At 58.8% G+C, this 12,321-nt stretch carries 13 protein-coding genes; 6 read left to right on the top strand and 7 right to left on the bottom strand.

The window, feature by feature from the left end; translation table 11 throughout:
• Positions 1-42 precede the first annotated feature (42 nt).
• The 6 genes from B4F73_RS13370 to B4F73_RS13345 form a co-directional block, all read right to left on the bottom strand.
• Positions 43-2,136 carry a beta strand repeat-containing protein gene (locus B4F73_RS13370; RefSeq protein ID WP_290483510.1) on the bottom strand — a complete coding sequence of 698 codons (2,094 nt, stop codon included), beginning with the start codon at positions 2,134-2,136 and terminating at the stop codon, positions 43-45.
• Positions 2,137-2,294: 158 nt separating this feature from the next.
• On the bottom strand, positions 2,295-3,101 hold the full coding sequence (locus B4F73_RS13365) for a hypothetical protein (RefSeq protein ID WP_290483509.1): 807 nt from the start codon (positions 3,099-3,101) through the stop codon (positions 2,295-2,297).
• Positions 3,102-3,297: 196 nt separating this feature from the next.
• Positions 3,298-4,242, bottom strand: a complete 945-nt coding sequence (locus B4F73_RS13360; RefSeq protein ID WP_290479642.1) for a CsgG/HfaB family protein — start codon at positions 4,240-4,242, stop codon at positions 3,298-3,300.
• 28 nt (positions 4,243-4,270) lie between these two features.
• Complete coding sequence (locus tag B4F73_RS13355; protein WP_290483508.1) at positions 4,271-4,711, bottom strand: curli assembly protein CsgF; 441 nt, start codon at positions 4,709-4,711, stop codon at positions 4,271-4,273.
• Positions 4,704-5,573, bottom strand: a complete 870-nt coding sequence (locus tag B4F73_RS13350; protein WP_290483507.1) for a hypothetical protein — start codon at positions 5,571-5,573, stop codon at positions 4,704-4,706. The genes B4F73_RS13355 and B4F73_RS13350 overlap by 8 nt, the downstream gene beginning before the upstream one ends.
• Positions 5,574-5,793: 220 nt before the next feature.
• Entirely contained in the window at positions 5,794-6,930 is a 1,137-nt protein-coding gene (locus tag B4F73_RS13345; RefSeq protein WP_290483506.1) for a helix-turn-helix transcriptional regulator, read from the bottom strand.
• A 272-nt stretch (positions 6,931-7,202) separates the two neighbouring features.
• Here B4F73_RS13345 and B4F73_RS13340 point away from each other — a divergent pair, with 272 nt between their 5' ends.
• From B4F73_RS13340 to B4F73_RS13315, 6 genes are all read left to right on the top strand, one after another.
• On the top strand, positions 7,203-7,727 hold the full coding sequence (locus B4F73_RS13340; protein WP_206990746.1) for a cold-shock protein: 525 nt from the start codon (positions 7,203-7,205) through the stop codon (positions 7,725-7,727).
• A gap of 52 nt (positions 7,728-7,779) precedes the next feature.
• Positions 7,780-8,235 carry a DUF192 domain-containing protein gene (locus tag B4F73_RS13335; protein WP_206990745.1) on the top strand — a complete coding sequence of 152 codons (456 nt, stop codon included), beginning with the start codon at positions 7,780-7,782 and terminating at the stop codon, positions 8,233-8,235.
• Positions 8,228-8,659 (top strand): PaaI family thioesterase, encoded by a 432-nt coding sequence (locus B4F73_RS13330; protein ID WP_206990744.1) that lies wholly within the window; start codon positions 8,228-8,230, stop codon positions 8,657-8,659. Before B4F73_RS13335 ends, B4F73_RS13330 begins: the two co-directional genes overlap by 8 nt.
• Positions 8,660-8,760: 101 nt before the next feature.
• Complete coding sequence (locus B4F73_RS13325) at positions 8,761-10,179, top strand: cytochrome ubiquinol oxidase subunit I (RefSeq protein ID WP_206990743.1); 1,419 nt, start codon at positions 8,761-8,763, stop codon at positions 10,177-10,179.
• A 9-nt stretch (positions 10,180-10,188) separates the two neighbouring features.
• Complete coding sequence (cydB, locus tag B4F73_RS13320) at positions 10,189-11,244, top strand: cytochrome d ubiquinol oxidase subunit II (RefSeq protein WP_290479639.1); 1,056 nt, start codon at positions 10,189-10,191, stop codon at positions 11,242-11,244.
• The gene (locus B4F73_RS13315) at positions 11,234-11,383 is read left to right on the top strand and encodes a hypothetical protein (RefSeq protein WP_206990741.1); all 150 of its coding nucleotides are present in this window, start codon (positions 11,234-11,236) and stop codon (positions 11,381-11,383) included. Before cydB ends, B4F73_RS13315 begins: the two co-directional genes overlap by 11 nt.
• Here the strand turns inward: B4F73_RS13315 and B4F73_RS13310 are convergent.
• A partial coding sequence (locus tag B4F73_RS13310) for an AMP-binding enzyme (protein WP_290483505.1) occupies positions 11,373-12,321 on the bottom strand: 949 nt, incomplete at its 5' end. The genes B4F73_RS13315 and B4F73_RS13310 overlap by 11 nt on opposite strands.

Raw genomic sequence — 12,321 nt, 5'->3', positions numbered from 1 at the left:
AATGAAGGTCCCGGGCCGGAAAACCGGCCCGGGACGGCAGGGTTACTGGTTGACCGTGGCCGAGTTATAGGACCCGGTCTGGACGATGGAGGCCATGTTGCCGGCGGTCACCGTCTGATTGATCGACGCGTCGTTGAAGTCACCGCCGCTCTGCGAGATCGTCGCCATGTTGCCGTCGGTCGACTGCAGGATCGAGGCGGTGGAGAATTCGCCGCCCGTCTGGGTGATCTCACCGGTATTGTCATTTCCGCTCTGCGTGACGCTGGCGGTCAGGTTGCGACCGGAATTGTTGCCTTGCGTGACCGTCGCGGAGTTATCGTCCCCGCTCTGATCAATATCGGCATCTCCACGGCCACCATTCTGGAGAACGGAACCCGTGTTTCCATGACCGGTCTGCACGATGTAGGAATCGTTTGAGAAGCCGCTCTGGTCAATGCTGGCCATGTTGAACGATGCGCCGCCGATCTGGTCGATGGCCGCCGTGCTGGACTTGCCGTCCTGATCGATACTGGCTTCGTTGTCGGAGCCGATCTGGGTGACATAGGCGTTCAGCGAGCTGTCCTGCCAGACGCGACCTTCCTGGGTGACGTTCGCCGTGTTGCCGGAGCCGTCCTGATAGACGTCAGCCAGAACGCTGTTGTCAGCCTTCTGGCCGGTTTCACCTGGTGCGTTGTCATATTGGTCGACATTGGCCGTGTTGCCATCACCATACTGGGTGACGATGGCATCGAAGTTCTGCGAACCATCCATGTTGAACGATTGGGACACATTGGCCGTGCTCATGCCATCCTGCAAGATGGTCGTGCTCAGGCCGGACTGACCGTCCCCGTTCATGAACTGGTCGACATTCGCCGTTGCGCCGCCATCCTGCGTGATGCTTGCAGAAATGTTCGTGGAGCCATTGCCAGCGATGCCCTGATTCACGTTTGCGACCGAACCACCATTCTGATCGAGCGTGGCGATCACGGACCCGGACGTTACGGCACCGCTTGTCGCGGTGTTTTCGACGGACTGGTCTACAAAGGCGCTGGAACCGCCATCCTGCGTCACATTGGCCGTAATGCCGGTTGCCCGGTTGCCATCCAGGGACTGGTTGACTTCGGAGATCGAAGCGCCGGACTGGTTGATCGTGGCGAAGGCATTGTTGGCCTGTCCGTCAACAGCGGTCTGGCTGACAGTCGAGCTGGAACCGCCGGTTTGGGTCACATTGGTCCGCAGCGTGCCCGTGAAGCCGGGGCCGGTGCCTTCCTGAGTCACGGACGAGGAATTGGTGTCGCCGTTCTGGTTCACATTGGCAACCTGGTTGAAACCGCCGCCGGTGTTCGTCTGATCCACGGTGGAGGTGTTGTTGTTGCCAGCCTGAATAACCGTCGATTCCGGATCGGCATTCGGGATGTTGATCGTGCCATTGGAGGAATCGTCCGTCTGCGCGATCGTGGACACGTTGTTGTCGCCTGTCTGATCATTGTCAGCATAGGCGCCGATTGCATTCTGGGTGACAGTGGAGTCGTTGTCGTTACCGATCTGGTCAACGGTCGAATTATTGTCGCTGCCCGTCTGGGTGACGGAAGCCGCGTTGGCATCACCGAGCTGTGCAACCGTCGTTGTGTCGCCCGTGCCGTCCTGGGCGACGACCGCGCTGTTGTCATTGCCTTCCTGGCTGACTGTGGCGACTTCACCGCCCGTATCGTCGGTAAGGCCTTGTGCGACGGTCACGCTGTTGCCCTGGCCACCGACCTGGTCAACAGAAGCCGTCTGTGCGAGCGAACCTGCGGTGTTCTGGTCGATGTCAACCGAGTTCGGGGCGGCCCCGGTAACGGTGTCAGCGGTCTGGGTCACCGTTGCAGAGTTGCCAACCGCAGCGCCGACGGCACTGGTCTGATCGATGTCGGCCGTATTGGTGGCAATACTGTAGATCTGCGATCCGGGAGGTGTGTGCTTCTGGGTGATGGACGCCGAGTTTTCGTCGCCGGTTTGGTCGATATAGCCTTCGTTTTCGAGACCTTCGGTCTGATCAATGTCGGCATTGTTTGAAACGCCGCTCTGGTTGATGAGCGCCTCTGATTCGTCTGCGAAGGCAGGTCCCCCGAAGCAAAGTGCCGCGATTGCGGCGGTGGCGAGAAGTTTCGTGCGCATGAGATGTCTCCTTGTCAGTGCACATTTCGCACTGATCCTTTCTCGGATCAGCTTGTTCAAAAGGCCATTCTGGAAGCTGAGTGCGTCCCCCCGATGGCTTCTGCCACGCCCCGCTGATGTACAGTTGGAGGCATGTTCGGTTTCAGACCGGGCGCGCATCAGTATGCGCCTTGCGTCACGGTGACCGTGCCGCAGCCAGAGGCCACGACACATCCGGTCTGGTTGATTGTGTATTCCAGCGCATCGCCGGTCTGGACGAGCAGGGCGGACAGGCCTTCGCCGTCCTGGTAGATTTTACCCTGGTTGTCGTTTCCGTCCTGCTCGATTGACGCGGTGTTTCCGGCGCCGGTCTGTTCGATCAGCGCATCGTTGTCCTCACCGTTCTGCACGATGGAGGCGACATTGCCGCCTTCCACAAGATCGCCAGGCGAGACGGTCTGATAGATTGCGGCGGTGTTGCCGTGTCCCAGCTGCGTGAGGGAAGCGGAATTATAGTACAGTTCACCAAAATCATTTGTCTGCCGTATGAGGGCGTCGTTGGAGTCGCCCTCGATTGTGAGGGTGGCATCATTGCGGCCTGCAGGCTGACTGCCGACGGGGGGCGAATCCTGGCGAATCGCGAACGAGTTCGAGTCTCCCGTCACGGATATGCGGGCCGACGCATTGTCTCCGGATTGGGAGACCGTATTGGCCCGGTTCATCTGACCCTGAACATAGGCGTCCACGACAAGATTGCGCCCCGACTGGGTGACTTCCAGCGTGTTTGCGCGTTGCGCCTCGGCCTGCCGGGTGCGCTCAAGAATGTCGGAAATCTGCTCAATATTGGCGAATGAGCCCGTGTCGGCCCCGGCGGGAAGGGCCAAGCCGAACAAGATGGACAGGACGCCGAATGAATTGCGCGTCGAGTGTCTGCGCGCGCTCTCAGCGGGCGGACGTGCAGATGCGATTGCAGTATGTGGCAACATAAAGTGCCGCTCCCGAGTTGCTTGCCTCGACTTGAGGCAGTATTGGTCGGGAGATCCGCCAAATGGCAGATCCCCGGGGAGAGACCGGTCCGAGCGCCAACTTGAAGTCGGTCTCTCCCCACCCTTATTGCGGCTCGCGCCGCGCGATCTTGTCTTTGCCTGGTCCTAGTCGGTCCAGGGCTTTGATTGCATCAGCTCAACTTGCTTCATTGGCCTCCCAGTTTTCGCCCTCTTGCAGCAATTCCTTTGGCACACCCTTCAGGGCGTCCTTTGGAAATTCGGTGCGGTATTTCTGATCGTAGAAATCCACCGCTGTCTTGCCGAGATCGGGGTTTTCGAAGTTCCAGAGACCAGACTTTACACCTTCCACGATCAATCCGTAAACGGCTTTTTCGAGCGCCTGGCGTACAGCAACATGGCGAGGCTGGTTCAGGGTGATTCCGGCCTCTGCTTCGAGAAGCTCCCGATAGGCGACATATTTGAAGGCGTTGGCCTGCCAAGCGACAGACGCGACGCGTTGTTCGGTCGTTACCGAGATCAGGACTTCGCCCGTCTTGACGCTTACAGCCCGCAAATACACCGAAACGGCGTCTTCCCGGTACTGTGTGTTCGCGCCAATTCCCAGATAGCGTGCGCCGGCCCCACCCGTTTGCGTATTCGTATCATAACCCGTGATGGCTCCTTCGATCAGGATGCCCGCGAAAAGCAGCGCGGGAAGTGCGACCGATTCCTTTGCAGATTCCCCCAGATAACGCTGGCGCATTTCCAAGATGATCTGGCGTTCCTTGAGCAAATTATCCAGCTTTTCCCGTTCGATGACGGTAAACCAGCTGCCATCTCCTGCGTCCTGCAGGGCCTTGATCAGGATCGGCGTTGCGCCCTGAGTCACGGCGCGCGACAGCGTCTGGACAGTATCGCTCGGCTTGAAGGCGCCGGTCTCGTCCGCGACGCCATAGACGGCGACCGGAATCTGCTCCGTCGGCTTTGGCAGCCAGATCAAAGCATACTCGGTCTGCGTGCGCGGATTCACGGTCGGCTCCGCCATGTCCATGGACGCTTTTGGCGGCGTGCCGCACGCAGCAAGCAGAAGTGTCAGTACAGGCGTTGCCAGCCAACGCTTGAGGCCAGATTGTCCCCACATACAGTGTGTGTCCCCTACAAATTCCCGGTTAGCCGCCGGTGGTGAAAATCGGCACCACGACTTCTGTCGTTGTCCCTGTGGTTGCGTCAAAAATGGTCAGTGTGATCGAATCCAGACCCCTCACGAATTCGACTGTCTGGTCGCCGAAGACGACCCGGCCATAATCCTGCGGATCCTCCCCGAAAATGGCATTGGCGACCTCGGAGGCGAGTCCTGACAGAAGGCGGCTTTGCAGCTGCCGAATGAACAGGTCAGCCTGCGGATCACCGCTGGCGGAGGATGGCGCCTCGGTATCATCCTGGGCGTTTGCGATGCCGAGGAGGTGGGCCGAGTTGAACGGGTTTCCGCCGAAGGACGGATTGACGGGCGTATAGACGAGTTCCTGCGCTGCCGCGCTGCCGGCAAGGGCGAGTGCGACCATGCCGGCGCACGCACCGGTGCGGATTATCCTGATTGGGTGACTAGTCATTTCCTGTTCCTTTCCAGCGCACGCCATCCACGAGGAGGCGGCCTGCGCGTTGCAGATCGACATGTGCCAATGTGATGCCATTCGAAACCTTTGCCTGCGAGGCACCGCCCAGTGACATACGTGCATCCGATGCTGTGCCGGCCATTTGAAGCGTCGCGGTTCCATCGAGTTCGGCCGTGATGTCCGTGAGCGTAACGGAATCCAGCGTGATCCGGCTGGTTCCGGACTGATAGATTTCAGCCGTGCCGGTGAGCTGGTCGCTGACCAGCCGGGATGTCCGGCCAAGACAGGCATGCAGGCGGTTTCGGATTTCGCTGATCCGGATGTGGCCGCCATGACTGGCGTCGATTTCAGCGACTTCGGCGCCGGACATTTCCAGGGCCAGGGCGCCGGTTGTTGTCAGACGGAACGTGTCGGTGACATTGTTGGCGATGATACGGCTGCATCCGCCAGCCAGAATTTCGAGATTGTCAGCATCGGCGATTTCGGCATCTCCGGCCCGCATGGATATGCGGACATTTGTGGAAGTGGGTGCGGAAATCACCACGGTCGGGAAGTCGCCGATCGGGTGCATCTCGCCATTGTCGAAAGAGATGCTGAGTTCGCCATTGGTGCGGGCGCAATTCATGGCGAGGGAGGCAGGGGCCCCGCGGACCGAGACGCCGCCATCTTCATCGGTGCTCACGGACAGGGTTCCAAGGTTTCCGACGCCGTCCTCGACGGAGATGATTTCGATCTTGTCCTCGGTGTTCGGGATGATCCGAAGCGTGCCGACATAATCTTCAATATCCAGCGTCATCGCATCATGCCCCGTGGACGGGTGTCCCGCTGATGCGCTGGCCGGCACTAGAAATGCGATCATGAGGCCAACTGCCGCATACGATGCCGCCCGTGGCTTACTTAATTTTGTCGCACGCATTCTGCCCTGCCAATCTTACAGCAACAGCTCACCGAATTGGGCCGGATATTGCGGGCGTGTCCCCACTCCCGGCTCGCGTTCAGCGAACGTTTCACCCTTTGTGAGTGCTAACGAAACATTAAGAAAGTGGGCTGTCATCCCCCAAACGGGGGGAAGGGGCAATTTATCCGTAAGGTTTATCGCCTGCATTCGTTTGCACGGGCACGGACATACCAGAATCGAACGCGAAACGTGACGATTTTATCACAATCTCGGCCTGGCGATTGACCACCATCTTCTGCATGATCGACTTGAGAAGCGTCTTGACCGTGCTGGTTGCCACAGCCCGGGCTGTGGCGATTTCCGCTACGGTCTGGCTGGCATAGAGCCGTTCGCAGACATCGCATTCTGCTGAGGTCAGGGAGTAGGTCTGGCGCAACAGGTTCCGGTCCAGGGATTTCACGGATGTGAGCTTGTCGATGAACAGGACCGCATGGCCGGAGCGGGCGCCGAAATGCCCGATGGGGGGCACCGGTGTGACCGAACAGATATAGGTGCATTCCGGGCGCAGGCGCGCGAAGGAAAAGCGGCCGCCAATGGCGTTGCTCTGGCCGCGCAGGGTGAGGGCCAGATCGCGGTTGCTCTCGTCGGACAGGAGATCCAGGCGGCCGAGCCCATCGGTGCGGACCACGCCGGACGCGAGCAGTTTCTCGAACTGTTCTGACTGCCGGACGACCGTGCCGGATTTGTGCAGGATGGCGACGCAGGCTTGGCGGCCGAACATGTCCAGCAGCGACGTTTCCTGCCGGCTGACAATGCGCCCTGCAAGATGCGTGACCGGAATGGCTGCGCGGACCATCTGAGAAAAGCGGGCAATGGAATCATCCGAAAACGGACCATCATCGCGGGGGCGGGCAATCGCCAGGGCCACCACGGTCGAGTCATCGCTGGCGAGGACCGTGCCGGCGAACTGGCCGACGCCGGCCGGAATCAGGAGTTCCTGATAGGCGGCATTGGTGGCCACGGTCTCCTCATCTGCCACTTCATGGTCTCGAATGATTCGGCCGATCTCGCGCGAGGCCAGAATCCGGGTGCGCGGATTGATGGCGAGATACTCCTGCTCATTTTGGAAAAGGTCGCGATCGACGGTGCCCTCGACGGCGGAATCCAGAATGAAGGTCGCATCACTGACGGAAATGAGTTGTGTAGTTTCCGCACCACAATGCGCATTGACCATCTCGAGCGCCCGGGGCAGGACATCGCTGTCGCACAGGCCTTCCAAGAGCAATTCTTTGAAGGTGTCGAGGGTATGATTGCTCATATATTCCAATCTACGCGCCAAGTTTGGCAGCAATGTATAGCTTTCCGTTACTTAACGTTGCAAGCATATTCTTGGTAAATGGGCTGTGAGGATGATCACGGCAGGGAGGTATGACGGGGCGTTGCTGCAGTGTCTCACCGCGCTTGCCCATTTCTGTCCACATTGCGGGGGTAAGCGGCGGGCAGGGGCGCAGAAAGCCATTCTTTGATGTGAAGATCGCGTGACAAGCGCGTTAACACATTTTAGGTTGCCTGATTGGGGAATACGGGTTGATGACGAGAATAGCCGCCAAATCAGAGTCAGAGCCTGCATCCGTGGAGGATGCCGTGCGCGTAATTGGCCATGTGAAATGGTTCGATAGTGCCAAGGGCTACGGATTTATTGTCGCCGAGTCGACGTCTGACGCAAGTCTGACGGGAGACGTGATGCTGCATGTGACATGCCTGAGGGGGTATGGTGAGTCCTCTGCCGATGAGGGTGCGCGCATCGTTTGTGACGCCGTGAAAGGCGACCGCGGTTGGCAAACCGCTAATATAATTGAGATGGAACGCCCTCGGGCCACCGTCGCCAAGGAGAAAGGTGTTGAGCGCGATTACGAGACGGTCACGCTGAAATGGTTCAATCGCACCCGCGGCTATGGGTTCGTTCAGCGCGAAGGCGATGACACGGATATCTTCGTGCACGCCGTCGTTCTGCGCAAAGCCGGCTACGAAGATATTGAGCCTGGCACGGATCTGGAAGTCTGCATTGAAACCGGTTCAAAAGGTGAGCACGTTAGCCACATTAAACGCGGGTAAGCAGCAGCCAAGACAGCTTGCCGCCTTGCGGGCACCCGTCTAAACAAGCCCCATGATACGTTTCATCTCTTCTGCTTTTGCATCGCTCGTCCTGTTCTTGCCTGCGGCTTTCGCCCAGCTGGAAACCGGCCCTCTCACAATCATGTCGGGAGAGACTGAGCACAGCTTTACGGTCGAATTGGCGAATGACCCGGAAGAAGTCCAGACAGGCCTCATGAATCGGGAAGAGCTCGCAGAAAATGCTGGCATGCTGTTCGATTTCGGCCAGCCGCGCGAAGCCAATATGTGGATGAAGAATACGCTGATCTCTCTGGACATGCTGTTCATTGATCCTGATGGCAAAGTGCTGGCGATTGCTCGCGAAACTGTTCCAGGATCGCTGCGTCGGATCAATCCGGGCGTGCCGGTGAAGGGCGTGCTGGAACTGGCGGGGGGGCGTGCCGCTGAACTGGGGATTGAGCCCGGCGATACAGTCCATCACGACGTATTCGGAAACATGGGTGAGTGAGGCGGTTGAGCCGCTGAGACAACCGCCGCCGGGATTCGCGCCAACGCCATCCCGCGGGAAATTCACGCTACACAATGGTCCCACGTATCGTGCGTCGGCATCAGGCGATGTGCGCACCGGCATGTGGGTGCTGGATCGTCACTGCAATGGCATGGGCTTCCTTCACGGCGGAATGACCTGCGCTTTTTCCGATAGTGCGCTGGCGTGGGCTGTCTGGAGCGCGACCGGCAAGATGTCGGTCACGCTCAAGCTGACCATGGAGTTCATGGACATCGTTCGGGAGGGCTGCTGGCTGGAAGCGCATCCGCATGTTACGCTGATAGACGGTGACCATGTTCACGTTACAGCGAGGCTGGTGAAGGACGATGGGGGCATTGCGGCGCGCGCTGACGCCATATTCAGGACATTGCGTCGGAAGGGCTGACTGGGCGCGCCTGCGTCAGACCGGCGCGCGTCAGCTCGTCAAGTTTGGCCAGCCTGCAAACTATATTAGAAAAATTGCATATATGATCCGGAGCGAGCCTCATGGAATTTGATGCACTCATCTTGTCGCGACTTCAGTTTGCTTTCGTCGTCGCCTTTCACATTCTCTTTCCTGCCTTCACGATCGGTCTCGCGGCTTTTCTCGCGGTATGCGAAGGCTTGTGGCTGAAGACCGGCAGGGAAGTCTTCAAGCGCCTTTATCTGCATTGGGTGAAAATCTTCGCACTCGCTTTCGCCATGGGCGTCGTATCCGGGGTCGTGATGAGCTACCAATTTGGTACGAATTGGAGCCTGTTCTCTGAGATCACCGGCAGCGTCATGGGCCCCATGTTGGCCTATGAAGTGCTGACCGCTTTCTTCCTGGAGGCAACATTCCTGGGCGTGATGCTGTTTGGCTGGCAAAAAGTTGGTCGGAAGCTGCACTTTGCTGCGACATGCGCTGTAGCAATCGGCACCACGATTTCAGCTTTCTGGATCCTCGCCGCAAACAGCTGGATGCAGACGCCAGCCGGCTTTGCGATTGATGCAGAGACCGGCAATTTTTATGCAACCAGCTGGATCGAGGCGATCTTCAATCCGAGCCTGCCAAGTCGGCTCGCACACATGTTGCTGGCTGCCTATACTACGACTGCGGCGGTAATTCTCGCTGCGGGTGCGTGGCAGACTCTGAAAGGTCGGACAACCGAGCCCACCAAGTGGCAAATTCGTATGGCGTCGGGCACTCTGGCCGTCCTGCTGCCGATCCAGATCATGGTTGGACACTGGTCGGGCGAAGTTGCGCACAAGTACCAGCCCGCCAAGATCGCAGTGGTGGAGGGATGGTGTGAATCCAAGGAAGTGCAGGGCACGGTTCTGATCGCGTGGCCGGATGGTTCCGAATGCGGCCATGCGGGCATAACGGTTCCGGGCACCAGTTCATTCCTTTTCCCCGGCCTGGAGGAAGGCGAAATGCTTCATGGCATCGACCACTTTCCGGAATCCGAACGGCCGCCGCTATGGCTCGTCTTCTATGCATTTCGCATTATGGTAGGGGCCGGGCTCGGCATGCTGGCCATGGGCGTTTGGGGCACCTTCCTCTGGTGGAGGAAAAAGCTGGACACACCGGGTCTCTTCCACATTGCGGCTGTCCCGGCTGGCGCGCTTGGTTTCATTGCTGTCGTGACCGGGTGGATTACTGCGGAAGTCGGTCGCCAGCCCTACACGGTCTATGGACATTTGCGCACGGTGGACAGCCTGTCACCGGTCTCTGCCGGGCAGGTGGCGACGTCCTTGCTCGTGTTCATGGTCGTCTATGCCATCATTTTCACGGCCGGTGTCGTATATATGGCGCGCATTGCCACGCGCGGCTTTGATGACAGTCCCACGGACCCTTCTGGCCGTGAGCGGCGTCCTCCTGGGTCTCCAATGGGCGCAGTCGATGACAAGGCCGAAACATCCGACGATATCGTTGCGGCGGAATAGGAGGCGAACATGGCTATCGACCTACCCTTCATCTGGGCCCTGATCCTCGCCATCGGCGTCATGATGTACGTCTTGCTTGACGGGTTCGATCTCGGCGTTGGCATGTTCACCGCGATCGCGCAGTCTGAAGAAGAGCGGAACATGATGACCGCCACCGTCGAGCCCGTTTGGGACGGCAATGAGACATGGCTGATCATTGGTGGTGGCGGCCTGTTTGCGGCGTTTCCCACCGCATACGCGATCATCATGCCAGCCTTCTATTTGCCTGTGCTTATCATGTTGGCTGCATTGATATTCCGCGGCGTCGCGTTTGAATTCCGACACAAGGCCGTGCGTCGACCCACTCGTATCTTCTGGAATGGCGCTTTCTATGGTGGATCGTTCACCGCCGCATTTTCACAGGGCATCATGCTTGGCGGGATGGTACAGGGCATTCATGTCGAGGGCGGTGCCTTCGCGGGCGGCGCGTTCGACTGGTTGACGCCATTCACCCTTCTGACCGGTATCTCTGTTGTCATCGGATACATGTTGCTCGGCGCTTGCTGGCTGGTTCTCAAAACCGAAGGTGAGTTGCATGACAAGGCGCGCAAGTGGGGCCGGATGGCACTTGCTGGCGTGGCAATTTGTTTCCTGGCAGTCAGTTTCGCGACGCTTTCAGTGGACGCATCCATTGGCGATCGGTGGGGCTTTTCCATGAGCCATATTGAGCCTGCACGCTTCCTGCCGCTCGCGCCGGTGCCCCTGGTCAGCATGGCACTTGTCGTCTGGCTGTGGAGAGACCTATCGATGAAACAGGGCGCGGTGGGCACAGCGCCGGACTGGCGACCTTACCTTTTGGCGGCGGGCATTTTTGCCAGCGGATACGTGGGCCTCGGCGTCAGCCTTTACCCATTCATCGTGCCGTACGAAATATCCATCCATGAGGCTGCTGCGCGGGACAATGCACTCGTTCTGATGTTGGTGGGCGCCGTGATCATGCTGCCGATCATTCTGGCCTATACAGCATACGTCTACAGCCTGTTCTGGGGCAAAGTTAAGCCGGGAGATGGCTATCATGCGCATTGATCCGGTACAGCCAGCAGACGACAACGAGGAGCCGCCGCTCACCAGACGGCTTATCTGGTTTGTCGGCATAGCCCTTGTGTCGATGCTGGTGGTCGCTGTCGTGGCCTACACGTTGAGAGGCCTGTTGCTCATTGGCTGATGCCCAGCTTGTCGAGCGCGAATGCCTTGATGGACTTATAGTCGGCCTTGCCATTCGGCGCGCGCCCAAGATCATCTTTGAACAAAACAGACTTGGGAGCCTTGTAGCGGGCAATACGTGATTGCACAAAGCTGCGCAGTTCGTCTTCGCTGACCTCTGAATCTGTGGATACGACGGCCGTCACGGCGTTGCCCCACTTCTCATCGGGCACGCCGACAACGAGTGCGTCCTTGACGGCAGCATGTTCCTTCAAGGCCTCTTCGACCTCTTCTGGATAGACTTTCTCACCTGCCGTATTGATACAATTTGATCCCCGGCCCAGCAATGAGATCGTGCCATCCGCCTCCACCGTGCACCAGTCGCCCGGTATGGCGTAACGGACCCCGTTGATTGTCCGGAACGTTGTGGCGGTCTTCGCCTCGTCCTTGTAGTAGCCAAGAGGGACTGCGCCGCCGCGGGCGATGATCCCGGCCTCGCCGCTGCCGGGCACGATCTCGCGATCATCTTCGGAAAATACCTTGCAGTTCGGGCCGATCTCGAATTTGGACGTCTGGGTTCCGCCTTCGAGCGTCGTTGTGGATGATCCGAAGCCGACCGCTTCAGATGAGCCAAAGCTGTCCATCATGGCGGCTTGAGGCATATGCTTCAGGAGGCCTTGTTTGACCTCCGCGCTCCACATTACGCCGGACGATACGATGGTTTGTACAGAGCTGACATCCCAACGGCCAGGATTGTCGTCGAGAGCTTTTAGCATCGGCTTTCCGAATGCATCTCCGACGATCGCCATGCTCGTCACGCCATGTTCCGAGACGGTTTCCCACAAGTTTTCAGGGTCAAAGCTGGTGTTCTGTTCCAGCGTGATAATTGCGCCGCCGCCTAGCAGCGCACCCATCGCCGTGAACAGCCCTGTGCCGTGCATCAGAGGACAGGCGGGCACC

Source organism: Hyphomonas sp. UBA3601, from assembly GCF_002375605.1.
Lineage (GTDB): Bacteria > Pseudomonadota > Alphaproteobacteria > Caulobacterales > Hyphomonadaceae > Hyphomonas.
The sequence above is the reverse complement of the archived record's forward strand: the minus strand, read 5'-3'. Positions and strand labels throughout refer to the sequence as shown.